Genomic DNA, 24,757 nt, shown 5'->3' with positions numbered 1-24,757 from the left:
GAGCCACCTGGACCGTCGACAAGGTTGAAGAATCCAACGAATAGCAAAACGCGGCGAACGTCACAAAAACGTTCGCCGCGTTTTTTTATTTTCCCAGGTTGAGCATAAGTTCGTGTGACAAAGGGGCTGTCCCTTTGCCACATCAAACTAGTCCCTGGTAAGTTTCCTGTGGATACGATGCGGCTGGGCTGCGTCCTCGCCCAGGCGCTCGATGCGGTTGGCCTGATAGGCCTCGAAATTGCCCTCGAACCAATACCAGTTGCCCGGATTCTCGTCGGTGCCCTCCCACGCCAGAATGTGCGTGGCGACGCGGTCCAGGAACATACGATCGTGGCTAATGACCACCGAGCAGCCCGGGAACTCGAGCAGCGCCGCTTCGAGCGAGGACAGCGTCTCGACGTCGAGGTCGTTCGTGGGCTCATCGAGGAGCAGCAGGTTGCCGCCCTGCTTGAGCGTAAGCGCCAAGTTCAGACGGTTGCGCTCGCCGCCGGAGAGCACGCCAGCGCGCTTCTGCTGGTCCTGGCCCTTAAAGCCAAAGCTCGCCACATAAGCGCGGCTCGGAACCTCGGTCTCGCCCACCATCATGTGGTCCAGGCCGTCCGAGACGACCTCCCATAGGTTCTTATCGGGGTCGATGCCGGAACGGCTCTGGTCGACGTAGGAGATCTTGACGGTCTCGCCAATCTCGAGCTCGCCCGAGGTCAGCGGCTCCAGGCCCACGATGGTCTTGAACAGTGTGGTCTTGCCCACGCCGTTGGGACCGATCACGCCCACGATGCCGTTGCGCGGCAGGGTGAACGAAAGATCGTCGATGAGCACACGGCCATCGAACTCCTTGTGCAGGTGATGAGCCTCGAGCACCTTGTTGCCCAGACGCGGGCCCACAGGGATGCGGATGTCGGTCCAGTCGAGCTTCTGGCTTGCGCGGGCCTCGGCCTCCATCTCCTCGTAGCGAGCCAGACGGGCCTTGTTCTTGGCCTGACGGGCCTTGGGCGAGCTGCGTACCCACTCAAGCTCGGCCTCCATGCGCTTGGCGAGCTTGGCATCGCGGTTACCCTGAGCCTCGATACGCGCGGCCTTGGTCTCCAGATACGTAGAGTAGTTGCCCTTGTAGGGATAGAGGTGACCGCGGTCGACCTCGCAGATCCACTCGGCAACGTTATCCAGGAAGTAGCGATCGTGTGTGACGGCAAGCACCGCGCCCTGGTAGTTGTGCAGGAAGTGCTCGAGCCACAGGATCGATTCGGCGTCCAGGTGGTTCGTGGGCTCGTCGAGCAGCAGCAGGTCGGGAGCCTCGAGCAGCAGCTTGCACAGGGCCACGCGACGGCGCTCGCCGCCGGAAAGTACGTTGACCGGCATGTCGGAATCGGGCAGCTGCAGGGCGTCCATGGCCTGGCCGAGCTTGGAATCGATATCCCAGCCGTCGGCGGCGTCGATCTCGTCCTGGAGCTTGCCCATCTCGGCCATGAGGGCGTCCATGTCGCAATCCGGGTCGCACATCTCCTCGCCGATCTTATTGAAGCGATCGACCTTGGCGATCATGTCGCCAAATGCCATGCGCACGTTCTCGATGACGGTCTTGTCGTCGTCGAGCGGCGGCTCCTGCTGCAGGATACCCACGGTGTAGCCGGGGGTGAGCCTGGCATCGCCGTTGGAGACCTCCTCGATGCCGGCCATGATCTTGAGCAGGGTCGACTTGCCCATACCGTTGGGGCCCACGACGCCGATCTTGGCACCGGGGTAGAAGCTCAGGGTCACGTCGTCAAGGATCACCTTGTCGCCATGGGCCTTGCGAGCCTGATACATCTGGTAGATAAACTCTGCCATTTGCCTGTTTTATCCTTTCTACCTGCTGTTTCCCTATTCTTGTTTCGTTTTAGTGGAAACGAAATGAGGAAACCAGCTCTGAAACTTAACGAAAAAGGGGCATGGTTGCCCACGCCCCCTAATACTACCTGGGAAAAGTCCCCCTTAACACACTATGAACTGCGTACGCTAGTTTTCCGCAACCTTAACGAGCGGCTCGCTGCGATTTGCGCCACAGCAGATACGAGTAGACATAGGCAGCTCCGGCCGAACCAAGCGCCAGAACCGCAATCACCGCGGCGACGACTTCGCTCGAAAGTACGCTACCCGCCACGCCCATCACAATCAGACCAACGCCCAGCACCATAAAACAGGCGCCGCCAAAACGCTGCGTACGGCGCCAGTTCTCGGGATCGGCAAGCGCCCAGGGCGTCTTGATACCGAGCGTATAGTTCTGCTTCACACGTGGCAAGTAGTTGCCTACGCCGATGAACAGCAAACCGACAGCACCGGAAATCAGCACGTTGACCGAACCGACCGCCGGCACCACGCCCCAGACCGTAAGCTCTCCCAGCCAGCTTATGGCGCACATGAACAAGGTGAAAGCGATTACGAAGCCCTGGTAGAACTTGCCCGAGGTTCGATATGCCTCGCCTTTGGGATCGATGCGCGGCACCACGTAGAACATCGCGAGAAGCGCCAGCGGCAACGCGCCGAGCGCGGAGGCCATCCAGCTGGGACCCCAACCGTCGACGGCGCCGCTCGCTCCCCAGTGCGTGGGAATCTGCGCCGGCAAGCTCGGCATCACCATGAGGTGCGCTACGACGTTGACGACGCACAGAGCGACCAGCGCAATCCACACGCGCGACGATACCCCCGTGGTATGAATGCCCTTGTTTTCGTTATTCATTCTTATCACCTTCAGTGTTTGTAAAGCCCATGAACCAACCGATCAAGTCCTGCATGACGGTGGTGTTTAAGCTGTATACGATGTTTTGACCATGACGCTCGTCGGTCACCAACCCAGCGTTTTTAAGCGTCGCCAAATGATGGCTGAGCGACGGCTTGCTGATATCGAAATGCGCAGCAAGCTCCCCCGCCGTGCAGTTGCCCTCGCGCAGTAGCTCTAAGATGCGCCGCCGCGTAGGATCGGCCAGCGCCTTAAAACCCTCTCCCGGCATAGAGCCTCCTCTCACTATCTCTCACGACGCGCACACTATACTCGTTATTTAGATGTTTGTCTAACTGTCTAATCTTATACTCAAAAAAAATAGCCGCCCCCGCGTAATGCGAAGACGGCCACTTCTCACGCCATAAACGTGTTTCGGAGTTGGCTAACCCGCGGCAACGGGTGCCATCTGCTTCATCTTATGCGAATCCCAATCTCATTTCAACAAGCCCCTAGGGCTCAAATGGAATCGTGATAGTCCCTATAATGACATTAGCCAAAAATCGATCCGCTTCCCCATCGGAGGATATCTATGACCGAAACCGCAGCTGCAGGTCCCGTCGAGACACGCGACACCAAGCTCGAGATCATCATGGGCCGCGAGGCGCTTGATAAACTCGCCAACGCCACGGTGCTGGTGCTCGGCTGCGGCGGCGTGGGCTCCAACTGCTGCGAGGCACTCGCCCGCGGCGGCATCGGCCATTTCGTGATCCTGGACAAGGACATCATCGCGCCCAGCAACATCAATCGCCAGGCCATCGCCTTTCACAGCACCGTCGGCAAGCGCAAGGTTGACGTGATGGAAGCCATGATCCACGACATCAATCCCGCCGCCACCGTCATCAAGCGAACTGAATACTTGCTGAGCGACAACATCGATGATTTCTTCGCGAGCGTTTTGGAGCAGACGGACGGCAAGCTCGACTACGTCGTCGACGCCATCGACACCATTTCGGCCAAGCTCACCATTACCAAATATGCTCAGGACCACGGCATTCGTTTGGTTAGTTCCATGGGCGGGGCCAACAAGCTCCATCCCGAGTGCCTCCGCTTTGCCGACATCTTCGATACGGTACGTGACCCCATGAGCCGCATTATGCGCAAAGAATGCAAAAAGCGTGGCATCAAGAGCCTGCACGTACTGTTTAGCTGCGAGGAGTCGGTTAAGACTCAACCCCGCGACCCTTCCAACATCCACGAGCGTACCGAGCTGGGAACCGCGAGCTTCATGCCGCCCATCATGGGCCAGATGATTGCCGGCGAGGTTATCCGCCAGATCAGCGGGCGCGGCACCGAGCGCGTGCGCGCCGACGGCCAGCGCTTGGACTAGCAGGGATGCCGCGATGGCGCCGCAGCTGTTTGATGCACACTGTCATCTTGATTTGATGGCCTACCCGGATACCGTTGCCGATGAGACGACGGCACTGGGCCTGGGTCTATTTGACTGCGGCGTCGACCCACGCGACTTCGCGGCAGCAAAAACACGCGCCAGTCACTACCCGTACATCATCGCGGGCGTAGGGCTCCATCCCTGGTGGCTCGCCGACGGTCGATGCAGCGCTACCGAAATAGACCTGCTTTGCGAAGTCGCTGCACAAGAGCGTTTTATCGGCGAGATCGGGCTCGACTTTTCCGCACGCTTTGCTGGAAGCGAGCCGTTACAAATACAGGCACTTGACCGGCTCTGCGATGCACTTGTGCAGCATCCTCTTGCCGGGCGCGTGATATCAATTCACGCCGTTCGTTCGGCAGGAACCGTACTGGACGTCCTCGAATCGCATGGACTACTCATCCCAAACTCCGACTCCCCCGTTATCATCTTCCACTGGTTTAGCGGCACCTCGGACGAACTCGTCCGCGCGCGCGATGCAGGCTGCTATTTTTCCGTCAGCGAGCGCATGCTCGTCACCAAACGTGGGCGCGAATACGCCCGACAGATTCCACTCGACCGTCTACTACTCGAGACTGATGCGCCGGCCGAGCCAAACACGGAAACAAGCGCGCAGTCGCTCATCAAATCGCTCACAAGAGCCTCGATGCGCATCGCCTCACTCAAAAACTGTGACATAAAGCGCATCGAGTCAACAGTTTTAGCAAATGCGCACTCTGTTTTTGACCTTCGCTAACCCCTGTGGGCAAAAATGCCAAGGGACATGCGAATCGCACAACGCAGTCCCTATTGGAAGGCGGTACAGTTCGGCGGCATTACACCAATTCGTGCATGAGATCACGGTTGCGTGCATACAATTCGTCAAAGATATGACGACGCGACGCATATAACTCGTGGGCAGCCATATCGGGCACGATTGTTTGCGCAACGCCAAGGACTCGGGCGAGTTCATCCCATGATGCATAGGCGCCACCTGCGAGAGCTGCCATGATGGCATCACCGAAGCATGCGCCCACCGTAACCTTGGCAACCGAGACCTCGCGCCCGCATACGTCGGCGATAGCTTGCATCCAAACTGGATTCTTGGTTCCACCTCCGACAAGCATAATGCGCCCAATTAGCAGTCCATGCTCCCGCTCGATAATGTCGGCATGGGATGCAACGGTATACGCGACGCCTTCCAAGGCGGCGCGAACCATATGGGCTCGCGTATGCCTTCCGGTCAAGCCAAAGAAGACGCCACGCGCCTCGGGATCGTTGAGCGGAGTACGCTCCCCCGCAAAGTACGGCAGACACAGGAGCCCATCGGCACCCGGCGCCACGTCGGCGGCATCATGCGCCATAACCGAATATGCATCGGGGCCACCGTGGCCCTCGGCCTCTACGGCGTCGCGATACAGCTCTTGGCGCAGCCACGATGTGAGCGCACCCGCCGTATTGGTCCCCGCGCAGATCCCGTAAGTTCCGGGAATGATAAACGTCCCTGGCCACAGACGGGCATCATCGATCATATGATCAGCTAGGTAGATGAAATACGCCGTACTCCCCAACTGAACCATCATATCGCCGGGACGGAATACACCCGTCGAAATGGCCTCGGCACCAGAGTCGCCCGTTCCCACTAAGACAGGTGTCCCTGCCGCGAGCCCCGTCGCCTCAGCCGCACGCTGCGTAATCACCCCGGCAATATCGGTAGCCGACATTACCTCCGTCATCTGGTCAGGCCGGCAGAAACGAGCACATTCCCGAGCATCAACCTTCCAAGTGTAGCGGTCATATAGGGGAAGAAAATCCTCCGCCAAATAACGGTCCACCGTAAAACGCCCCGTCAACTTTGCGCACAGAAACGATGACGCCGTCAGGAACTTCGCGGCACGTTCGTGCACCTCGGGCATATTCTCCTTAAACCACAAGATCTTAGGAGCAATATCTGACGAACAGGGATCGTGCCCGAAAAGCTCGCGCGCGCGATCTGACCCATATTCGGAAAGAAGCTCGTCAATCTGCGGCTTCGAACGTGCATCGACTCCATACAAAATCGCGGGCGCCAGCGCGTTGCACTCGGTATCGACCGGCACACAGTCGCAACCCAATGCGGAAAGGCCCACGCATCCAATCTGTGCCGCGTTAACCCCCGATCGCGCCACCAGCTCGCGCGACAGGCGGCAAAAATCGCCCCACCAAACTGCCTCCGCATCATGCTGGTACCATCCGTCACACGGGTTGTCCGTCTCGTGTCCACAAGAGGCTTGGCAAACGATGTTGCATCGATCATCGATTAAAACGCCTTTAGAGGCGCTTGTCCCAATATCAATACCCAGATAGAGCGCCATAGGTGCCTACTCCCCTCGCGCCGTACGAGCGGCAGCCATAAAACGAGCTACCCGCTCAACATCAACCGGGGCATCCAGCTTTCCGTCGCGCTTTAAGCACGTGCCGACAAACGCGCCATCGTAGTGAGCAAATACGTCAGCCACGGTATTTTCGCGACAACCGGTGCCACATACCACGGGCACTTCGCCAACACGCTCGCGGACCTCATCGGCAAGCTCGCCCGAAGCGCCACGACCGGCAGCCGAACCGCCGATGACCATCGCATCCGGTAGGCAATTAAAGAGAAGTGAATCGGCAATGTCCGCAGTCGTGCGGTCGTTGAGATAAACCTCCCCCTCGCTCGTGATGAAGTGAAAAAGCTTGAGGTCGTCCAGGCGCAGCGCCGCCTTGCGACGCATGGTGTGAGCGAAATCTCGGTTAATCAGCCCGAGATCACCGGCCCAGGCACCGCAAAAATTGCAGCGCGTGAACTGCGCGTCGACGGCAGCGCACAGCTCGATTGTGGCATCACCATCGTAAATAGCTTCAGCTCCCCAAGGAGTCGACAGATCATGGGATAGAGCCCCGATTACATAGCCCATCGATGCAAGGGTTGAGGGAGAAACGTGCTGCTCATAGGGCATCGAGAGCTCATTGGTAATCAAAATGCCATCGACACCGCCCTGCTGCAACGCTTCGAGATCGCGCTTGGCGGCTTCCACGACCTGCGACACGCTTCCGCCCGGGTAATACAGTGGATCGCCCGGCAGAGGACGCAGGTGCAGCATTCCGATAACCGGCTTTTCGGTCTTGAACATCGAGGTTAGAAACGACATTACGTGCTCCTTCTTAGGGTCATTGCAGGGACGTTACTCCCCCAGCACCTCGACGTACACCTTTCGCTTCTGCGGACCGTCAAACTCCGCAAGATAGATGTTCTGGGCACCTCCGCACACGATGTGGCCATCTTGGACGGGAAAGAAGCAACTGTTTCCACTAATCATGCTCTTGATATGCCCACAGGAGTTGTTACCGGTGGCTCCATAGCTCGGCAGGAAGTGTGCATGCGCATAGGGGGCATCGAGTGGGGCGATGCGATCAAGCGTCTCCATAAGATCCGTCTCCACGCAGGGCAGCCCCTCGTTTACCACGATTCCGCAGGTCGTATGCGACAAAATAATCGCCGCCAAGCCATTGGTCACCGAGCTGCGCTCGATGGCAGCGTGCACGTCCTCGGTAATATCGATGAACTGGTCCGGAGCAGTCGATAGATAGCTCAATGTCTCGAGCGTCACCATGTTCACTCATCCCCTTCAAGAAAACGCAGGGCATTACCCCAGTAGAGCCTTTCTCGCGCATCATCGCGCATGGGCACGGTATCGAGCGCCCGCTTGAGTTTGAATGCACGGAAGCGCGGCGTATTGCTGGCGAACATCACTTGGTGCGATAGCGCGCGCTCATACCACAGCGGCCCCATATCGACCGTGAAAAGACGCTGCATCATCTCCTCGGGCGAATCGATGTAAGTGATAGAGGTGTCCGCGTAGCAGTTGGGATACTTGAGCAGCATCGCCACGGTCTCGCGCACCCAGGGCCAGCCAAAATGGGTCAAACTAAAACGCACATTTGGATGCGTTGCGATTGTGTGCTCAAATGCAAGCGGGTTACTGCGCGAGAGCTCTGCGCCCGGCTCCCAAGACATACCGGCATGGAAAACCACCGGCTTGTTATAGCGCTCGCACAGTTCGTAAAGCGGCTCGGCCACAGCATCATCGGGGGCAAAACCCTGCTTTGCAGGATGCAGGCAAAGCCCCTTTGCCCCCAACTCGGTAAAGGCGCGCTCCAATTCGTCTGCGGCACCGCTCACCTGCGGGTCTACGCTCGCAAATCCCCACAGACGATCGGGATGTGCGGCAACCAGCATGGCAATCTGGTCATTGGTGCCAAAGTGCCCTCCGCATGCCGTGGTTACATCGAGCGGCATGAGCACGCTCTTCTGCACATCACAGACGTCCATCTCGACTTGAAGCTCATCCCAATCCATGGGGCCCATATGCCCCATACCAAATTCTCGTGACCAAAAACCGAATCCATCAGGCTCATCACCCGGCGTACAGATCTCGCCGTAGAGCATAGGATGGACCAACATGTCGATAACCATTTCGTACTCCTTTCCAGGCATTTGACCCTAGTACGGCTCAAAAGAACCAATCACTCGGGACGACAGCTCAGCGCCCGCCTTCATACACGCCGGAATATCAAGGCCATCGATCACGCCCTTGGTAAACCCGGCGATATACGAGTCGCCGGCACCCACGGTATTAACGACCTTCTCCGCCGGCACGATCCCGCACTCATAGAAGCGCTCACCGTCATAGGCAATGCTTCCCTTCTCGCCAAGCGTGGCAACCGCAACGCGCGGCCCCAATTCCTGCGCGTGACGTACCCAGTCTCGTAGCTCCGGAGTGTCATCTTCAAACGACATAAATGCGTAGTCAACGTAGGGAAAATGATTCTCGCAGGCATATTCGGGATCCTGGCTGAACACCGAGAAGTCCATAACCACCGTCTTGCCCGCATCATGCCACTCGGGCAGGAGGTCCAAACAATTGCCAAACAGGTCGGTATGGATGATGTCATGCTCTAGGATAAACGCCCGGTCGTCTTCATTCGGTCGATATGTCTCCATTACGCCATCGATTGCCTCGAGATGCACACGATCGACGCCGTCTTTCAATGCCATGAGCATCACCGAAGTGTCGCCATCCTCCACCCGCAGGTGTGAGATATCGAACCCCTCAGCGGCCAGCGCCTCCCTCATCTTGTCTCCGTACTCGTCCTTGCCGACAACCGACACGGCGGATACCGAAACGCCCATTCGTGCAAGATGGATACCCCAGTCAATGCCGTTGCCAGTCGGATAGAACACGCCGATGTTTTGATAGACGTCCGCGCAGCAAAAACCAGCCGCACACGCTTTAATACCCATACTCTTCTCCAATGTTCAAAAGGGGACCCACCACATAACGAGCCCCCTTTTCGCGTTTCGCTTATTGTTTTGCATCGGCTATCCAAGGCCTCATAGCCAGACCGCCGTACGCTTTCTTAAGCTATTCGACGATTGGTGCTCCGTGACCCCAAGAACCTTCCATGCCGCACACGGTCGAGGCAAACCCGGCAGCAAAATCGAGCGCGCGCTCGATGGCCTCGGCGCCATCCTCACCACGCTTGGCGGAATCGAGATAGCACATCAAAAACGAGGTGAGGAACGAGTCGCCCGCCCCCATGGTGTCCTTCATGTCCGTTACCGGTTTAGCCAGCTGGCGGTAATAACGCTCGCCGTCGTAAGCAATGCAGCCCTCGGCGCCCGCCGTAGCCGACACAAAACGCGGACCCAGGCCCTTCACCCATGCCAGACGCTCGCGAATCTCGTCCTCACTCGCGGCATCCGCCGCACTAAAGAAAGCAAAATCGACGTAGGGCGCAATCTGCTCGTAGTACTCGTCGGTGGAGTCGTCCGAAAAGTCAAAAGAGACCGTGACGCCCGCAGCCTTCAACTTGGGCAGCTCGCGCTCGGTAAAACAATAGTTGCCCGAATGAACCACATCGAACTGCTTCATGTACGAAAGGTCAAAGCGATCGAGGACATAGCGCGCATCGCCACGGATACCGCCCTCGTTGGAGCCGAGGAAGACACGGTCACCGTCAACGACGGTCACGCGAGCCGCTCCGTTCTCGCCAATCATCTGCTCGCACTTGTCAAGTTCGATACCCTCATCCTCGAGGCTTGCAATGACATGCTCGGCAGCGGCGTCATTGCCAAAAATGCCCATGTATGCGGAGCGTGCGGCACCGCATTTCTTGGCATAAACGGCGAAGTTCACCGCGTTGCCGCCAGGATACATGGTGTGGATATGCTCGTAGCGGTCGACGACGTTGTCGCCAAATCCGAGCGCGTTAACGTTAAATGCCATGGTATTTACCCTTCTAGTACTCGACGACGCCCATGTAGCGACGGAAATCGGGATCATGGTCAAACACCTTGCCGCGTGCGGCACGCAGCTCGCAGTTCATGGCGTAGAACAGCACCGAGTCCAGATAGGCACGGACGCTCGCCGGCACGGCTTCCATACCGTACTCCTTGGCATCGAGCACCATCAGCGTATCGGTATGCGTCTTAAGGAACGCCAGGGCGCGCTCGTCCATAGCACGGCACTCGCTGGAGCCCATCTGCAGGAAGTAAAAAACGCCATCCTGAGTAGCCTCGAAGGGGCCATGGAAGTACTCGGCAGAGTGGATGTAGCTGCAGTGCTGCCACTGCATCTCCATAAGAGAGCAGATAGCGAAACCGTAGGTCTGGCTAAAGTTGGGACCGCTGCCCAGAATATAGAAGAACTCATGCTCCTGGCAAAGCTTGGCAAAACGATCGCCCAGCTCGGCATTTACCTTCTCGCGTGCCGGGGGAAGAATCTTATCCATCTCGGCGATACCGGCATACATATCGGCAAGATCGACGTAGCCCTCCTGCTGATCGAGCAGCTCTGCCGCAAGCGACAGCGAAATGCCAGCGGGGACCTCGGCCTGCGGCACACCCTCGCCCCACGGGTAGACCCACGTGGTCCACTTGCCAGAGTCAATCTTGGATCCAGCGTTGTCGGTCTGGGCGATCACCGTAGCGCCGGCGGCAAGGGCGATCTCACAGCCCTCGACGACCTCGGGGGTGTTGCCACTGTGGCTGCAGGCAATGACCAGGGATTTCTCACCCAAGCGGCGCGGACGCATGATATCAAACTCGCGAGCCGTATAGATATACGAAGTGAAGGTGGTTGCCTCGCGCTGCAGAAGCTCATGAGCCGGGATCAAATCGATCATGGAGCCACCGCAAGCAATCCAGTAGACGCTGTCGAACTTGCCCTTCTCGGCAATTGCCTCTTTGATCAGATCGTGTGCGTTCATATCCAGTTCCTTTCTTGTTTAGTCCGCAATCAATGACGTTGGCTGCGTGGCCGATAGTTGTTTTAGTCAATCAGATATTTCTCGAATGCGGCCATGTTCTTGGCATCTGCCGCCGCCGGGTCATCGTAGTAACGGCCGTCCGTGATTTCCTGGCCCAGCATGCCGTCGAAACCATGGGCGTTGAGTGTGGCGACGAAGGCGTCCATATCGTGCTTGCCATCGCCCCACACCAGATGGCCATACGGGTCGCCGTCGATAAAGTGCATCTCGTGAATTGCCCCATCACCAAAGGCGGCAAACCAGTCCTCGAGCGTCTCGCCCGCAACGCCCATCGCGGTTGTATCAACCATGGGCTGTAAGTACGGGCTCGCGACCTCGTCAATCATGCGCTTCGCATCGGAAACCGTCGTCACAAGGTTGCTCTCCTCGGGACGCAGGCTTTCCATCGTAAGCACCAGACCGTGCTCGCCGGCATACTCCGCCAGAATGGACAAGTGCTCGCGGCTGCGCTTCCAGGCGTCCTCGCGGTCCTCGTCCCAGTCGCCCCAGCCCGAGTTGACGGACATACGGTCGCACCCAAGTACCTCGGCAAGCTCAATGCCGTGCTTAAAGTACGCCAGGCTGCGCTGTTCATGCAGCGGTTTGCGTGCGCAGTACTGCCAAGGATAGACAACATTCTCGGGGCACAGAGTACGATACCTAAGCCCACGGTCTGCAGCCTTTTTCGCCAGGACCTCAGCCTCAAAGTAGCCCGTATGGTCGAGTGTCACATGCGGCTCTGCACACCACAGCTCAATGGACTCAAAGCCCAAACGCTGCTGCACATCAAGGAAGTAATCGAGCGACCACATGATGTAGTGGATATTCATGCCCGCAATCTGTTCGCGGCGCAGCGTCGGTTTGGATTCAGACATCTTATGCCTCCTTATTTCGATCGAACACGATTTGTCCGTCCGACATCGTCATATCAACCGAAAGATCGCGTGCGTCGCGATAATCGAGGTCGAACACATCCCGATCGAGCACGCAGATATCGGCAAGCTTGCCGACCTCGAGCGTACCCAGTTCGTCTTCGCGCATCAGATCGTACGCGCCCCCGGCAGTCCAAGCGCGCAAGAGCTCGACAAGTGTCAGCGCGTTGGCCTCATTCACGGGCAGTCCATCGTCGAAGTATCCGCCGCACGCGCTGTAGATTGACTCGCCCAGGCTCGGAATCAGCAGCGGCAAATCCGTACCACAGCACACCGTGCATCCGGAATCTTCCATGCCGCGGCGATTCCAGCTGTGCAAAAGTCGCGTCTCGCCAATTTGTCGACGCATCATCGACAGGCAATCCTCGCGCCGGTCCAGCGTCAAAATCTGCGGATAGACCTCGCAAATTCCACCTAACTTGCCAAACTCGACAAGATCGGTCGGATCAGAGTTCTCGAGATCGGTAATCGCATGGCGGCGAAGCAACCGTCCATGCTCGTCTCGAGGCAGCGAGGCATAGAGCGCCACGGTGCGACGAACGGCGCCATCGCCCTGGCAATGCAAGGAATATCGGAAGCCGTCAGCATCAATTGCGCGCAGCTCGTTCTCAATCAGATCCCACTCGGGCTCCTCGACAACCGTCTTGCCGGCAGCGCCCGCATCGGCCGTGTCCTCATAGGGGTCAATCATCTCGGCAAGCCCCGCCCATACGCCGCGATCGGTCATACGGTTGAAGCCAGAAAAACGAACGAACGGACCCCGGAAGCGCTCTCGTGCCTCGCGAGCATATGACAGATTTGCACCGGCACCCACCGGCTGCGACATCATAGAGACGCGAACCGTCAGCTCACCAGATTCCTCACGGCGAGCCATTTCGTCGGCAAAACCGTAGTAGTCATCAAACGCCATCTCCTTGATGGCGGTAACGCCGCGCTCGTTAAGCATGCCCATGTAGTCCGAATACCCCGCACGTACCTCGGGCAGCGCGAGGAAATCGCTCATCATGCGCCAGATCTTCTCGGCATAGCACGCCTGGGGTGTGAAGCCGTATCGCGCACTGGCGGCAGCATTGAGAACGCAGGTCTCCGCACCCGGTGTAAAGCAGACGACAGGGATATCGCCAAAACAATCGTCAAACACAGCTGCCGTATTTGCGTTCTCGGCATCCGATGCCAACGTTTCGGGCAGGTTGTGGCCAAAAGCCGCCGCGCAATCCGGATGATCTTCTTTCCATGCACGCAAGAGCGACACGGCCTCTTTGGCATCGGCGATGCCGGACAGATCAGACCCCAACGTCCGCAGCGCCCAACCTGTATAGAAGGTATGCACATCGATCAGGCCAGGCATGACGGTGCGGTCGCCCAGGTCAACCACCTCGTCCGCCTGGGTCAAATACGAAGCTACCTCACACTTGGTGCCAACCGCCTCAATTCGATTGTCACGGACCGCTACGAAACCTTCAAACGGCAGGTCCCCCGTACCGGTAAAGACACTCTTAGACGTCAGGACCGTCAAACGATCGGACATTATAATCACCTACGCCGGAAGCATGCCAGAAATGGCAGTAATGACCAAGCCAAACACGACCATGAAGATGAAGAACTTCCAAATGGTCTTCCACCATTGGCCAAACGAAATTTTAGCCACGCCAAGGCCGGCAACCGTCATGCCCGCCACGGGACTGATGGTGTTGATGGTCTGGTTGGCAAACTGGAGCGCGGTAACGGCCGCCTCGGGATTGAGGCCCATGAGCTCGGTCAGGGGGCCCATAACGGGCATGGTGAGTGCCGCCAGGCCAGAACTCGAGGGAACCAGCAAAGAGAGCAGGCCAAGGACGATATACATAAACGTGGTGTAGACGGCGGCGGGTGCACCGGCGAGCGCAGTAGCGAGCGCCTGGAGGATGGTGTCGATGATCATGCCGCCCTCGGCGATGACCAGAATACCGCGAGCAATACCGATAACGATGGCGGCGTACGCAAAGTCGGCGAGACCTTTAACGAACTCCTCAGCAATCGTCTGCTGGTCAAGACCGCCCAGGATACCGGCAAGCAAGCCCATGCCAAGGAACACGGCGGAAATCTCATTCATGTACCAACCCTGGGTAACAAGACCCCAGACGATAATGCCCATACCGCAAGCAAAATCGATAAGCACGAGCTTCTGACGGGTAGTGAACTCTTCCTCGATGGAGACATCGGTCACGGAAAACTCGATACGCTTGAGCTTATCGTCCTCGTACGTAATGGACGACTCGGGGTTTTTCTTGACGCGCATGGCGTAGCGCATAGCCCATGCGATACCGGCGGCAGTGAAGATGACCCAAGAAACGGCGCGCAGCCACAGTTGCGGATTGCCCTCGATGCCAATGATGCCCTGGGCGATCAAAACATTAAACGGGTCGATGGTCGAAGCACAATATCCCAGGTTAGGACCAAGGAAGCAGATGATGAATGCCGTCATCGAGTCATAACCGATACCCATCATGATGGGAATGAAGATGGCATAGAACGGCAGGGCTTCCTCAGACATACCAAACGTGGTGCCGCAAATGGACAGCAACGTCATCGTGATGGGAATGATGAGGATGTCCTTGTTCTTGAGCTTTTTAATCACACGGCTCATGCCGGCATTCAAAGCGTTGGTCTTGGTGATGATTGCGAACGACCCGCCAATCAATAAGACGAACGCAACGACGTCGGCAGCCTCCTGGATGCCCTTAGTGGGCGCTTGCAGGACCGCGAAGATATCCTGACCCAGATTGATGGTCTCGCCGGTCTCGGAATCGGTGTAGTTCTTATCGACCTGTTCATAGGTTCCAGCAACGGCGACTTCACGCTCGCCCGCCGCTGTCGAAATCATCTTGCGCTGATACTGACCAGAGGGAACGATCCAAGTCAAGACCGCAAAGACAACGATCAGCAAGAACATGATCGTATAGACATGCGGTAATTTGAACTTAAAACGTCTGTTTGTCTTCTTCGCCTTCGTATCTGACATAGATACCTCCAAAGAACTCGAGACTGCATCGCATCTCGCCTCAACGTTTGCACAAGGCAAACGTTCTATGACGTTCTATAGATTACCAGCAGCTTTTCTCGTCATCAAGATAATTTCAAACTGATTGCCGCAACGCGGTTGAACGGTTGCGTTTGCGCCGTGAACGGTATGAAAACGCCCGGTGAGATGATTCACCGGGCGTTTCCATACGCAATGTCCTAGATGTCAAAAACGTAGCGAGACCCAACGATCCGCTGACGACCGATGATAAACGGCCGCCGCTGCTCATCGAAAAAGAAGGCTTCCATATAAAACAAGGGTTCGCCAACGGGAACTGCCAACAACCGAGCGACCTCGGGCGACGCGCACGCGATCTCAAGCGTGCATGGGTCGGTAAACGCGGGCGTGCGGCCCGTCCGGTTGCGCACGAACTCAAAAATGGATTGGTTAGATAGAGGTGCCGTTGATAGATAGGCGTTGTCCTCGTAAACATATATGTTGTTCTCGAGCATGACAGGGACGCCATCGGCAGTACGCACGCGCTCAACGCAGATCAAGTCAGTTCCAACGGGAACACCAAAGAACTGTGCTTCGGTGGAATCCGCCGGCAGTATCTTTCTCGAAATGACACGCGCCCCCGGTTCCATTCCGTTTACGCGGCATGCGTCCGAAAAACTCTGGACGTCATCCTTCTGGCGAATCTTGCGTTTGAGCTTGGGGGCATTGACAAACGTGCCTTTCCCTTGTCGCTTCGTTAGATAGCCCTGTTGGACGAGCTCCTCAATAGCGCGTCGCACGGTAACGCGGCCAACTTTATAGCTCTCAGCCAATTCGAATTCGTTGGGTATCCGCGCGCCTGCCTTGTAGGCACCGGAGTTGATTTCGTTTTTGATGATATCGATAACCTGTTGGTACAGCGGTATCGCTGCTTTACCGTCAGTTAGCCCTTCAGTCGGTGGCATATACCCTCTCCAAGCACAATTAAGTCTAAAACGGGCTTAGGGGCATTCAACAAGTCCTTAAGCCCGCATTAGCTTAAAGTATGCTAGGTGTCGCACCAAAATGTCGGCTATTTACTCATCAGACCCGAAAAACGCGCAACTACCGCGCTCCTAAGAAAGCGTGAGCAGCTCCGGCAGCTGGTCGATAATCTTGTCCGCGGCATCCTGGCTAAAGCCAAAGCGCTCCTCGCGCTTGGCAATGACCGTCAGGCCGGCTCGCTTACCCGCGGTAATGCCCGGAACGGAATCCTCAACGCAGCAGCAGCGATTCGCGGGCAGCCCCAGCAGGTCCAGCGCATGCAGGTAGATATCGGGCTCGGGCTTGCTCTCCTTAAACTGTTCGCCGCTCACCACGTACTCAAAGGCATCCGACAGACCACATGCATCGAGTACTTCCTCGATGCTGTCCATGGGAGACGAACTCGCCAACGCCACGCGAACGCCGCGGCGCGGCAACTCTCGAATCGTATCCACAGCGCCCGGGTTAATCAAAGCCTGATAGTCGCGCGGACGCTTATGCGCCCACTCGTCCCAACGGGCCAACGCTTCCTCGCCAGTGAAGCGCCCTTTACCGGCGCGCTCAAGCCAATCGACCAGCATATGCAGGAAGAACTGATGCGAGGTACCGACCTGTCCATTCAACTCCTCTTGAGTCAGATTCAACCCAAGCTCCTTGGCAAACGCGGCAGTCTCCCCCAGGTAGTAATACTCGGTATCGACGATGACGCCGTCCATGTCAAAGATAACGGCGTCGAACGGAAATGCGGACACGGCACCCTCCCTAACAAAAGGGCGCCCGCAAGCGGACGCCCGAACCATGCACTATCGGCGATTCTAACCCAGCAGCTTATCCAGCGCCACCGCAATACCGTCTTCGTTGTTATTGGCGGTCACCATCTGGGCCACAGCCTTAACCTCATCGACGGCGTTGCCCATGGCAACACCGATGCCGGCCCACTCAATCATGGACTTGTCGTTCTGGCCGTCGCCAAACGATACGACCTCACTGGCATCGATGCCGAGCTTGGGCAGGGCACCCTCGAGCGCACGGGCCTTGTCGATACCGGGCGCCGTGTACTCAAAGTACCAGTCGGCCGTAAACATGCCCGAAAGCGTCTGGGTAAAGGGCGCATACATTTCCTCGTAATGCGCCTGCAGGTAGGTCGGATCGCCCGCCGTCAGCAGCTTGTCCACGGGATAAGTATCCACGACCTCATGCAAGCTCTCGACCTCGCGGATCTTAAGGTCGCACGCATCGCGCTCGTATTTGACGATGTTCTTCTGCGAGCCATCCGGCAGCGTAATCATGCAATGGTACGAGTCCTCGACATGCAAGTCGCGACCGAGCGAAATCATGGGGATCACATCATAGTTTTGCAGGTGATCAATCAGACGGTGCAGTTCGTCAGCCGGCATGGCCTGGTCAAAAAGAATCTCATCGGTCTGAGCGTCGACCACATGCGCGCCATTAAAGGCCACCAGTAAACCATCATGGTTTTGAAGGTCGAGCTCCTGCGCCAAGGCGTGAAGACCCCATGCGGGACGGCCCGAAGCCAAGATGAGCTTAATACCCGATTCCTGCGCCGCGAGCAGCTTCTCGCGCGTACGCGAGCTAATCACTTTCTGGTCGTTGGTGAGCGTACCGTCGATATCCATTGCGATGGCCTTAATTGCCATATGTGCCTCCCTGTCATTGAGCAACCTTGTCTGAGCCATCATACAGAACACCCACGGCGGCGCTGTTTGCAACGGGAAAAATATTATATTGTCCCAAACATGGCCGGCGCGCCTTCGACGATTGCGATGCCCGTCGAGGCGCCTCCCGATACATTCCATCCTATCCAAATAGCAAAGGGCCCGCATCCCAACGGATACGGGCCCTTGTCGGCTATGCGTTAGTTTTCGCAGCGAATCCTACTTGCGGTGAGCGCGGTAGAACTCGATGAGCGCCTGGGTCGAAGCGTCCTGCTCGGCCTTGGCGGCGTTATCGTGGAAGGCCGGGGTGATCTGCTTGGCAAGCTGCTTGCCCAGCTCAACGCCCCACTGGTCGTAAGAGTCGATGCCCCAGACCGTGCCCTCGACAAACGTGATGTGCTCGTACAGGGCGATGAGCTCGCCGAGTGCGAACGGGGTCAGCGTGTCGCCGAAGATCGAGGTCGTCGGGCGGTTACCCTCAAAGCAACGGGCCGGGACGATCTGCTCGGGCGTGCCCTCGGCACGAACCTCGTCGGCTGTCTTGCCAAAGGCGAGTGCCTTGGTCTGGGCCAGGAAGTTGCCCAGGAACAGCTCGTGCACGTCCTGACCGCTATCGGTCGCAGGGTTGGCGGTATTGGCGAAGGCGATGAAATCGGCCGGGACCACCACGGTGCCCTGGTGCAGCAGCTGGTAGAAGGCGTGCTGGCCGTTGGTGCCGGGCTCGCCCCAGAAGATCTCACCGGTGTCGGAGGTCACGGCGCTGCCGTCCCAGCGGACATGCTTGCCGTTGGACTCCATGGTGAGCTGCTGCAGGTAGGCCGGGAAACGATGCAGGTACTGGCAGTACGGAAGCACGGCGTGGCTCTTGGAACCGAAGAAGTTGACGTACCAGACGTTGAGCAGACCCATCAGCGCGACGGCGTTGTTCTCGAGCGGGGTGTTGCAGAAGTACTCGTCGATGGCGTGGAAGCCCTCGAGGAACTGCTGGAAGCGCTCGGGGCCGAGCACGACGATCAGCGACAGGCCAACGGCGGAGTCGACAGAATAGCGGCCGCCGACCCAGTTCCAAAAACCGAAGGCGTTAGCGGGGTCGATGCCGAAGGCCTCAACCTTCTCGAGTGCGGTGGAAACGGCGACGAAGTGCTTTGCCACTGCCTCGGCGTTCTGCTCATCGGAGCCGTCGATGGCACCCTGAGCCTTGAGCTGCTCGAGCATCCAGGTCTTGACCTCGCGGGCGTTGGTGAGGGTCTCGAGCGTGGTGAAGGTCTTGGAGACGATGATCACGAGCGTGGTCTCGGGATCCAGACCCTTGAGCTTCTCTGCCTGATCGTTGGGGTCGATGTTTGAGATGTAGCGGCAGTCGATACCGGCGTCGGCATAGGGACGCAGGGCTTCGTAAGCCATGACCGGGCCCAGATCGGAGCCGCCGATGCCGATGGACACCAGGTGCTCGATCTTCTTGCCGGTAACGCCCTTCCACTCACCGGAGCGCACGCGCTCGGCGAAGGCATACATGCGATCGAGGACCTCATGCACGTCGGCGACGACATCCTGACCGTCGACGATAAGCTGGCCCTTCTCGCTTGCCGGACGGCGCAGCGCGGTGTGCAGGACGGCGCGGTCCTCGGTGGTGTTGATGTGCTCGCCGGAGAACATGGCGTCACGGCGCTCCTCGAGTTTCACCTCGCGGGCAAGGTCGCACAGGAGCTTGACAGTCTCGTCGGTCACCAGGTTCTTGGACAGGTCGAAGTGCAGGTCACCGGCGTCAAAGCTCAGCTTGTTCACACGCTCGGGATCGGCGGCGAACCAGGCCTTGAGGTCAATACCCTCGGCCTCGAGCTTCTCCTGATGAGCCTCGAGCGCCTTCCAAGCGTCAGTCGACGTAGCGTCGATAGGTGCGGCAACAGTTGCCATAAAGTCCTCCTCAGCATACGGACGCACGCCTCCATGCGCCCGGACATTCAGATGCCACTATTCTAGCGCAGGTCAAGACTACAATCAGCGAGCGTTGCCAATCGGCCCCCAAACGGCAACCGACCAAAAAGGGACAGGTTTATTTTGGCAGGTCAAACGCTTTACCTACCAAAATAAACCTGCCCCTTTCTGGCGGGCATTATGCCGCGGCGCACACGCTGCCGAGCAGCTCGCGCAAGGGAGACCCGATTCCCTCTAGCAGCTCGGGCGCGATGATGGCAAAAACGGGAGCCTCGCCGGCGCCCACCGCAGCGGGCACCTTGCCCTCCGAGACAATGCATCCATAAGGCACAAAGCCGTCTTCGCCGGCATCGAGCGCCGCCATGCGACGGGCGAGTTCGCGTGCAAAGCCGGCAGTATCGGCATCGCCAATCGCCAAGACAAAGTCCACGCCTTCGTCGGTCGCCAGGGCCACGGCTTCGTCGATCAGCTCGTCTCCCCCGTCGCCCTCAACCGAGCCGCAGCGGAAAAGCACGCGCTCGAGCAGAGCTCGATCAAGCGAGCCGAGTGCCGCCGAGACAAGCTCATCGCGCGTATGCTTGTCACCGCCCAGCACAACCAGCGCCTTGGTGCCTCCGTAGTGAGCGACCAATCGTCCGCACCAGCGAGCCACGTCTCCATCCGCAACAAGGCGCGTCGGCATACCAAACCCATAATTGACCATCTTTTCCACAACCTTTCCGTGCGTATAGGCGGTATCAATCGTTAGGCCCATGCTACGAAGCGAGGTTTTCCGAGCTGTTTCGCACTCTTTAGAGCTGCGTTAAAAACCCGATGCAGCCGCACGACCATACCTACCAAAACAAACCAGTCCCTTTTTGGCAGGTTTTGACGATGTCCGAATGAGCGGGTATTATCGAACAGGTATTCGATAAGAACATGTGTTTGATGAAAGGACACAGATGGCGCACGAGCAGCACACCTATATCTGCATCGACCTCAAGACGTTTTATGCCAGCGTCGAGTGCGTCGACCGTGGGCTCGATCCGCTCACCACCAACCTGGTCGTTGCCGACGAATCGCGCGGGCGCACGACCATCTGCCTCGCCATCACACAGGCCATGAAAGACCTCGGGATACACAATCGCTGCCGTCTGTTCGAAATTCCCGATGGCATCGACTACATCACGGCCGTACCGCGCATGCAGCATTACATGGAGGTGTCGGCGAAAATCTACGGTATCTATCTGGAATACGTCAGCCCCCAGGACGTGCACGTCTACTCCATCGATGAATGCTTTATCGACGTGACGCCCTATCTGGACCTCTACCATACCGACGCTGAAGGCTTCGCCTGTATGCTGCGTGACGAGGTCCTGGGGCGCACCGGCATCACGGCAACGGTTGGCATCGGCCCCAACCTATTCCAGGCCAAGGTAGCGCTCGACATTACCGCCAAGCACGCACCCAGCCGCATCGGCATACTCGACGACGAGACCTTTCGCAAGGAGATCTGGCCCCATCGTCCCATCACCGATATCTGGGGCATCGGTCCCGGCGTGGCAGCCCGCCTCGAGAAATACGGCGTCTACGATCTGATGGGCGTCGCGGCGCTCGACGAAAACCTGCTTTACGACGAGCTCGGCGTCAATGCCGAATATCTCATCGACCATGCCTTCGGGCGCGAGCCGACAACCATCGCCGATATCCAAGCCTATCGCCCGCAAGCAACTTCGACCACCACAGGACAGGTGCTCTCGAAGGGTTATGCCTACGAACAGGCCTATACCGTCTTGCGCGAGATGGTCGACAGTGCCGTGTTGGACTTAGTCGATAAGCACGTGGTGTGCGACAGCATCTCGCTCTTCGTGGGTTATGCGAACGAGCGAGCCGACATACGCCGCCTCGACGCCAGCGGCACGGCGCAATACGTTGACGGATGCGGGCACCTGCGCTCGAGCACGTCGAGTATCGAGCCAACCGCAACCGCCGGCCCCGAGCTCGCACCCCGTGCGCCCAAGCCCGTCCAGCGCGATGACGAACGGCGCCGCCTGGTGCGAGAGGCACAGGCAATCGATGGCATCTTCGTGGGAGAACATGGCGGCAAACCGCGCGGTGGCTATGCCGCGCTCTTCGCGCACTCAAACGCTTCGCGAAAGCTGCCCGAGCGCACCAATTCGTTTAAGAAGATCATGAGCTATTTCGATGAGCTCTGGGCGCAGACTGTCGATCCCAAACGACCGGTCAAGCGTATCAACCTGGGCTTTGGCAACCTCATGCCTGAGGAATTTGTCACCATCGATCTGTTCGGCGATATCGAGGCCGATGAGCGCGAGCGCGACCTGGCGCGCGCCGTCCTGGCCGTAAAGGGCAAGTACGGCAAAAACGCGCTCGTCAAGGGATTAAGCTTTACCGCCGGCGCCACCGCGCGCGAACGCAACGATCAGGTAGGAGGACATCGTGCCTAAGTCCCGGCAACAGCCGATGCGGCCACCGACACCCTTTGAACGCCTAGCGGACCCCGAGGGAAGACGTCGCTCCGCCGACCCCAAGCTCACCGCCAACGGCGCCGTCCGCGCCGGCCGTGCCGCGCAGTTTATGCCCTTTGCCGCCCTCACGGGATACTACGAGCTCGTGCGCAAACAAGAGATCACCGCCGAGCCAAAATGCGAACTCACGGAAGAAAAAGCCCTCGAGCTTTCGCATAAGTTCGAGGGCCTCAAACGTGGCGACCTGGTCCGCGTCACCTATTACGATACGTACGGCTATCGCTCCCGCACCGGTATCCTCGTCGAAGCGCTCCCCGCCTTCAAGCTCCTCAAGCTCCGAGACATCACCATCGACTTCGACGACATCCATGACATCGAACTGCGCGGACGAGCCTAGACAAGGATGCGCATCCAAGGCAAGGCCTACAGCGTCATGACGTAGTAACCCGCATCTCTCACGGCCGCCTCAAGAACACTGCGATCGATCGGCCGCTTAGAGCGCACGCGCGCTGTGTGGTCCGCGTACGTTACCGTGGCCCACACGCCATTCAGCGCATTGAGGGCATTGGCTACATTCTGAGCGCAGCCATCGCAGCTCATGCCGCCGATAAGCAACTCATCGCAGTAGGGGCAGTGAGATTCATCGGTATCGGCCACCGCAACTCTCTTAGTCTTCTTGCCGCTCGCGCCATCGCTGCAGCAGCTCTTTCCGTGTGTCGAAGCGACAATACGCCGCAGGCCAAAGAACATGCCGACGACAATCACGGCCAGCACGATGGCATTCGCGGGGTTGAGCAAGTCACTCATGCGTTCCCCTTTCAAGTAGCACTATCTAGATACCCCCATGGGGTGTCCCCATCTTAACCCAAAATCATGTCCGTTCGGTCAATTAGTTTCCCTCTTCAAACTTTCTTGTTGACCAAGGCTTACTTTCGTGTATAAGTTTTCCTAGGCTAACAGTTTAGATCCGTAAGGAACGCCGTGACTCGAACCATAGACATCCCAACGTTTCAGGCAGCAATCGTGCGCAACTGCTCTCCCACGCTCGCGGGCATCAAACCGGCATCGCTCTTTACCTATCCCGGCGTCTACGCCCATCAGGATGGTTCGGGCGCGACCGCGCCAATCGCAGATCGCCGAGCACGCCTGCTCAACGTTATCGCCCGGTGCAATCACGAGCTTGATCCGCTCGGCATCCATCTGAGCGTTTTGGTCTGGCGCCCCTGCGGAGCGCTCGTGTACGCATATCGACCCAACAGCCTCGCCACTTACCTTGCTGACCTGCGCGCCAAAACGGCACTCGCCAAGGAGGGCTACGACACCGACAATCTGCCATTATGCCTTGCGCACCTGGCATCGCGCATCGCGCTCGCAAGCAATAACGCCGCAGAATGCGCATGCGGCCAAACCCGATGCGCATTGGACCATCAAGCCAGCTGCGGCAACGGCTGCACCTGTGAGTTCCCACACGAAATTGGCTATTTCCTGGGATATCCCTACGACGACGTCCACGAGTTCATCGTCCAGCATGGCGAGAACTACAAGATCTTTGGACCTTGGAAGGTCTACACGAATGTCGGGCAAGCGCTTGCGACGTTCGATTCCTATCGCGCATGCACGAAATACCTTGCCCACATCTATCAACAGGGCTGCACCCTGGGACAACTTGTCCAGGCAACCCGATAGAGCATACAAAACGCGGCCGCACGCCGCACAACCGAAAGGAAAACATATGAGCAAGATCGCAGTCGTCTACTGGAGCGGTACAGGCAACACCGAGGCCATGGCAAACCTCGTCGCCGAAGGTGCAACCGATGCCGGCGCTGAGGCAGAGGTCATCTCCTGCGCCGACTTCTCCGCAGACAAGGCCGCCAGCTATGACGCCATTGCCTTCGGCTGCCCCGCCATGGGTTCCGAGGAGCTTGAGTATGACGAGTTCCAGCCTATGTGGGACGAGGTCAAGGAGACCATCGGCGACAAGAAGGTCGTCCTCTTTGGCTCTTATTCGTGGGCAGAGGGCGAGTGGATGGACAACTGGAAGGCCGATGCCGACGAGGCGGGCGTCAACGTCGTCGATTCCGTCATTTGCTACGATGCGCCCGACGATGAGGGCGAGGCGGCCTGCAAGGCTCTGGGAGCGGAGCTGGCCTAACGAAGCCGTCAGAAAGTCGCAAGACAACTGACAGCCGAGCACCGCACAACAACAGTCGCTCATGCCCAAACAAAAACGGGGGCCGGATACTATTGAACTGCCTCCCATTTCTTGGACACG

At 58.1% G+C, this 24,757-nt stretch carries 25 protein-coding genes; 6 read left to right on the top strand and 19 right to left on the bottom strand.

Going from position 1 to position 24,757, the window contains the following annotated elements; genetic code table 11:
• Nucleotides 1-147: 147 nt before the first annotated feature.
• From ettA to DW850_RS06740, 3 genes are all read right to left on the bottom strand, one after another.
• Complete coding sequence (gene ettA / locus DW850_RS06750; RefSeq protein ID WP_117786634.1) at nucleotides 148-1,827, bottom strand: energy-dependent translational throttle protein EttA; 1,680 nt, start codon at nucleotides 1,825-1,827, stop codon at nucleotides 148-150.
• Nucleotides 1,828-2,011: 184 nt separating this feature from the next.
• Entirely contained in the window at nucleotides 2,012-2,716 is a 705-nt protein-coding gene (locus DW850_RS06745) for an SdpI family protein (RefSeq protein WP_117786633.1), read from the bottom strand.
• A complete protein-coding gene (locus DW850_RS06740) occupies nucleotides 2,709-2,987 on the bottom strand; it encodes an autorepressor SdpR family transcription factor (RefSeq protein ID WP_117786632.1) in 279 nt (92 codons plus the stop codon). The genes DW850_RS06745 and DW850_RS06740 overlap by 8 nt, the downstream gene beginning before the upstream one ends.
• Nucleotides 2,988-3,287: 300 nt before the next feature.
• On the opposite strand from DW850_RS06740, the gene DW850_RS06735 reads away from it, so the two are divergent.
• Nucleotides 3,288-4,085 carry a ThiF family adenylyltransferase gene (locus tag DW850_RS06735; protein WP_117786631.1) on the top strand — a complete coding sequence of 266 codons (798 nt, stop codon included), beginning with the start codon at nucleotides 3,288-3,290 and terminating at the stop codon, nucleotides 4,083-4,085.
• Nucleotides 4,086-4,098: 13 nt separating this feature from the next.
• Nucleotides 4,099-4,881 carry a TatD family hydrolase gene (locus DW850_RS06730; protein ID WP_117786630.1) on the top strand — a complete coding sequence of 261 codons (783 nt, stop codon included), beginning with the start codon at nucleotides 4,099-4,101 and terminating at the stop codon, nucleotides 4,879-4,881.
• Nucleotides 4,882-4,960: 79 nt separating this feature from the next.
• Here DW850_RS06730 and DW850_RS06725 read toward each other — a convergent pair whose 3' ends face one another.
• From DW850_RS06725 to DW850_RS06655, 15 genes are all read right to left on the bottom strand, one after another.
• Nucleotides 4,961-6,478, bottom strand: coding sequence for an FGGY-family carbohydrate kinase (locus tag DW850_RS06725; RefSeq protein ID WP_117786629.1), 1,518 nt, complete (start codon nucleotides 6,476-6,478; stop codon nucleotides 4,961-4,963).
• Between the two features lie 6 nt (nucleotides 6,479-6,484).
• Nucleotides 6,485-7,294: a BtpA/SgcQ family protein gene (locus DW850_RS06720; RefSeq protein WP_117786628.1), complete on the bottom strand. Its 810-nt coding sequence runs from the start codon at nucleotides 7,292-7,294 to the stop codon at nucleotides 6,485-6,487.
• 33 nt (nucleotides 7,295-7,327) lie between these two features.
• Complete coding sequence (locus tag DW850_RS06715) at nucleotides 7,328-7,756, bottom strand: secondary thiamine-phosphate synthase enzyme YjbQ (protein ID WP_117786627.1); 429 nt, start codon at nucleotides 7,754-7,756, stop codon at nucleotides 7,328-7,330.
• 2 nt (nucleotides 7,757-7,758) lie between these two features.
• Nucleotides 7,759-8,619 (bottom strand): amidohydrolase family protein, encoded by an 861-nt coding sequence (locus tag DW850_RS06710; RefSeq protein WP_233508867.1) that lies wholly within the window; start codon nucleotides 8,617-8,619, stop codon nucleotides 7,759-7,761.
• 27 nt (nucleotides 8,620-8,646) lie between these two features.
• Complete coding sequence (frlD, locus tag DW850_RS06705) at nucleotides 8,647-9,447, bottom strand: fructoselysine 6-kinase (protein ID WP_117637477.1); 801 nt, start codon at nucleotides 9,445-9,447, stop codon at nucleotides 8,647-8,649.
• Nucleotides 9,448-9,568: 121 nt separating this feature from the next.
• Complete coding sequence (locus DW850_RS06700; protein ID WP_035138847.1) at nucleotides 9,569-10,432, bottom strand: PfkB family carbohydrate kinase; 864 nt, start codon at nucleotides 10,430-10,432, stop codon at nucleotides 9,569-9,571.
• Nucleotides 10,433-10,445: 13 nt separating this feature from the next.
• Nucleotides 10,446-11,414 carry an SIS domain-containing protein gene (locus tag DW850_RS06695; RefSeq protein ID WP_117786626.1) on the bottom strand — a complete coding sequence of 323 codons (969 nt, stop codon included), beginning with the start codon at nucleotides 11,412-11,414 and terminating at the stop codon, nucleotides 10,446-10,448.
• 62 nt (nucleotides 11,415-11,476) lie between these two features.
• Entirely contained in the window at nucleotides 11,477-12,328 is an 852-nt protein-coding gene (locus tag DW850_RS06690) for a sugar phosphate isomerase/epimerase (RefSeq protein ID WP_117786625.1), read from the bottom strand.
• 1 nt (nucleotide 12,329) lies between these two features.
• Nucleotides 12,330-13,913, bottom strand: coding sequence for an amidohydrolase (locus DW850_RS06685; RefSeq protein WP_117786624.1), 1,584 nt, complete (start codon nucleotides 13,911-13,913; stop codon nucleotides 12,330-12,332).
• 9 nt (nucleotides 13,914-13,922) lie between these two features.
• On the bottom strand, nucleotides 13,923-15,386 hold the full coding sequence (locus DW850_RS06680) for a YfcC family protein (RefSeq protein ID WP_117786623.1): 1,464 nt from the start codon (nucleotides 15,384-15,386) through the stop codon (nucleotides 13,923-13,925).
• A 218-nt stretch (nucleotides 15,387-15,604) separates the two neighbouring features.
• Entirely contained in the window at nucleotides 15,605-16,348 is a 744-nt protein-coding gene (locus DW850_RS06675; RefSeq protein WP_117786622.1) for a GntR family transcriptional regulator, read from the bottom strand.
• 150 nt (nucleotides 16,349-16,498) lie between these two features.
• Nucleotides 16,499-17,158: an HAD family hydrolase gene (locus DW850_RS06670; RefSeq protein WP_370215648.1), complete on the bottom strand. Its 660-nt coding sequence runs from the start codon at nucleotides 17,156-17,158 to the stop codon at nucleotides 16,499-16,501.
• Nucleotides 17,159-17,221: 63 nt separating this feature from the next.
• Nucleotides 17,222-18,064 carry a Cof-type HAD-IIB family hydrolase gene (locus DW850_RS06665; RefSeq protein WP_117786620.1) on the bottom strand — a complete coding sequence of 281 codons (843 nt, stop codon included), beginning with the start codon at nucleotides 18,062-18,064 and terminating at the stop codon, nucleotides 17,222-17,224.
• 237 nt (nucleotides 18,065-18,301) lie between these two features.
• Nucleotides 18,302-19,996 (bottom strand): glucose-6-phosphate isomerase, encoded by a 1,695-nt coding sequence (pgi, locus tag DW850_RS06660; protein ID WP_117786619.1) that lies wholly within the window; start codon nucleotides 19,994-19,996, stop codon nucleotides 18,302-18,304.
• Between the two features lie 199 nt (nucleotides 19,997-20,195).
• Nucleotides 20,196-20,720, bottom strand: coding sequence for an iron-containing alcohol dehydrogenase (locus tag DW850_RS06655; protein ID WP_199575612.1), 525 nt, complete (start codon nucleotides 20,718-20,720; stop codon nucleotides 20,196-20,198).
• A 238-nt stretch (nucleotides 20,721-20,958) separates the two neighbouring features.
• Between DW850_RS06655 and DW850_RS06650 the strand changes: the two genes are divergently transcribed.
• Together DW850_RS06650 and DW850_RS06645 are read left to right on the top strand one after the other, a co-directional pair.
• The gene (locus tag DW850_RS06650; protein WP_117786617.1) at nucleotides 20,959-22,464 is read left to right on the top strand and encodes a DNA repair protein; all 1,506 of its coding nucleotides are present in this window, start codon (nucleotides 20,959-20,961) and stop codon (nucleotides 22,462-22,464) included.
• Complete coding sequence (locus tag DW850_RS06645; protein ID WP_233540636.1) at nucleotides 22,457-22,882, top strand: hypothetical protein; 426 nt, start codon at nucleotides 22,457-22,459, stop codon at nucleotides 22,880-22,882. The genes DW850_RS06650 and DW850_RS06645 overlap by 8 nt, the downstream gene beginning before the upstream one ends.
• Before the next feature lie 26 nt (nucleotides 22,883-22,908).
• On the opposite strand, the gene DW850_RS06640 is transcribed toward DW850_RS06645, so the two are convergent.
• On the bottom strand, nucleotides 22,909-23,292 hold the full coding sequence (locus tag DW850_RS06640; RefSeq protein ID WP_117786615.1) for a heavy-metal-associated domain-containing protein: 384 nt from the start codon (nucleotides 23,290-23,292) through the stop codon (nucleotides 22,909-22,911).
• Between the two features lie 174 nt (nucleotides 23,293-23,466).
• Here DW850_RS06640 and DW850_RS06635 point away from each other — a divergent pair, with 174 nt between their 5' ends.
• Together DW850_RS06635 and DW850_RS06630 are read left to right on the top strand one after the other, a co-directional pair.
• A complete protein-coding gene (locus DW850_RS06635; protein ID WP_117786614.1) occupies nucleotides 23,467-24,171 on the top strand; it encodes a DUF3793 family protein in 705 nt (234 codons plus the stop codon).
• A 46-nt stretch (nucleotides 24,172-24,217) separates the two neighbouring features.
• Nucleotides 24,218-24,637 carry a flavodoxin gene (locus tag DW850_RS06630; RefSeq protein WP_117786613.1) on the top strand — a complete coding sequence of 140 codons (420 nt, stop codon included), beginning with the start codon at nucleotides 24,218-24,220 and terminating at the stop codon, nucleotides 24,635-24,637.
• The last annotated feature ends 120 nt before the right edge of the window (nucleotides 24,638-24,757 follow it).

This window comes from Collinsella sp. AM36-4AA (assembly GCF_003467795.1).
Lineage (GTDB): Bacteria > Actinomycetota > Coriobacteriia > Coriobacteriales > Coriobacteriaceae > Collinsella.
This window is presented reverse-complemented; position numbering and strand designations above follow the sequence as displayed.

Bases quoted from the DNA above. Each gene is read 5' to 3' on its own strand.
- ettA (WP_117786634.1), bottom strand. From the start codon at position 1,827: ATGGCAGAGTTTATCTACCAGATGTATCAGGCTCGCAAGGCCCATGGC.
- DW850_RS06745 (WP_117786633.1), bottom strand. From the start codon at position 2,716: ATGAATAACGAAAACAAGGGCATTCATACCACGGGGGTATCGTCGCGC.
- DW850_RS06740 (WP_117786632.1), bottom strand. From the start codon at position 2,987: ATGCCGGGAGAGGGTTTTAAGGCGCTGGCCGATCCTACGCGGCGGCGC.
- DW850_RS06735 (WP_117786631.1), top strand. From the start codon at position 3,288: ATGACCGAAACCGCAGCTGCAGGTCCCGTCGAGACACGCGACACCAAG.
- DW850_RS06730 (WP_117786630.1), top strand. From the start codon at position 4,099: ATGGCGCCGCAGCTGTTTGATGCACACTGTCATCTTGATTTGATGGCC.
- DW850_RS06725 (WP_117786629.1), bottom strand. From the start codon at position 6,478: ATGGCGCTCTATCTGGGTATTGATATTGGGACAAGCGCCTCTAAAGGC.
- DW850_RS06720 (WP_117786628.1), bottom strand. From the start codon at position 7,294: ATGTCGTTTCTAACCTCGATGTTCAAGACCGAAAAGCCGGTTATCGGA.
- DW850_RS06715 (WP_117786627.1), bottom strand. From the start codon at position 7,756: ATGGTGACGCTCGAGACATTGAGCTATCTATCGACTGCTCCGGACCAG.
- DW850_RS06710 (WP_233508867.1), bottom strand. From the start codon at position 8,619: ATGGTTATCGACATGTTGGTCCATCCTATGCTCTACGGCGAGATCTGT.
- frlD (WP_117637477.1), bottom strand. From the start codon at position 9,447: ATGGGTATTAAAGCGTGTGCGGCTGGTTTTTGCTGCGCGGACGTCTAT.
- DW850_RS06700 (WP_035138847.1), bottom strand. From the start codon at position 10,432: ATGGCATTTAACGTTAACGCGCTCGGATTTGGCGACAACGTCGTCGAC.
- DW850_RS06695 (WP_117786626.1), bottom strand. From the start codon at position 11,414: ATGAACGCACACGATCTGATCAAAGAGGCAATTGCCGAGAAGGGCAAG.
- DW850_RS06690 (WP_117786625.1), bottom strand. From the start codon at position 12,328: ATGTCTGAATCCAAACCGACGCTGCGCCGCGAACAGATTGCGGGCATG.
- DW850_RS06685 (WP_117786624.1), bottom strand. From the start codon at position 13,913: ATGTCCGATCGTTTGACGGTCCTGACGTCTAAGAGTGTCTTTACCGGT.
- DW850_RS06680 (WP_117786623.1), bottom strand. From the start codon at position 15,386: ATGTCAGATACGAAGGCGAAGAAGACAAACAGACGTTTTAAGTTCAAA.
- DW850_RS06675 (WP_117786622.1), bottom strand. From the start codon at position 16,348: ATGCCACCGACTGAAGGGCTAACTGACGGTAAAGCAGCGATACCGCTG.
- DW850_RS06665 (WP_117786620.1), bottom strand. From the start codon at position 18,064: ATGGCAATTAAGGCCATCGCAATGGATATCGACGGTACGCTCACCAAC.
- pgi (WP_117786619.1), bottom strand. From the start codon at position 19,996: ATGGCAACTGTTGCCGCACCTATCGACGCTACGTCGACTGACGCTTGG.
- DW850_RS06655 (WP_199575612.1), bottom strand. From the start codon at position 20,720: ATGGTCAATTATGGGTTTGGTATGCCGACGCGCCTTGTTGCGGATGGA.
- DW850_RS06650 (WP_117786617.1), top strand. From the start codon at position 20,959: ATGGCGCACGAGCAGCACACCTATATCTGCATCGACCTCAAGACGTTT.
- DW850_RS06640 (WP_117786615.1), bottom strand. From the start codon at position 23,292: ATGAGTGACTTGCTCAACCCCGCGAATGCCATCGTGCTGGCCGTGATT.
- DW850_RS06630 (WP_117786613.1), top strand. From the start codon at position 24,218: ATGAGCAAGATCGCAGTCGTCTACTGGAGCGGTACAGGCAACACCGAG.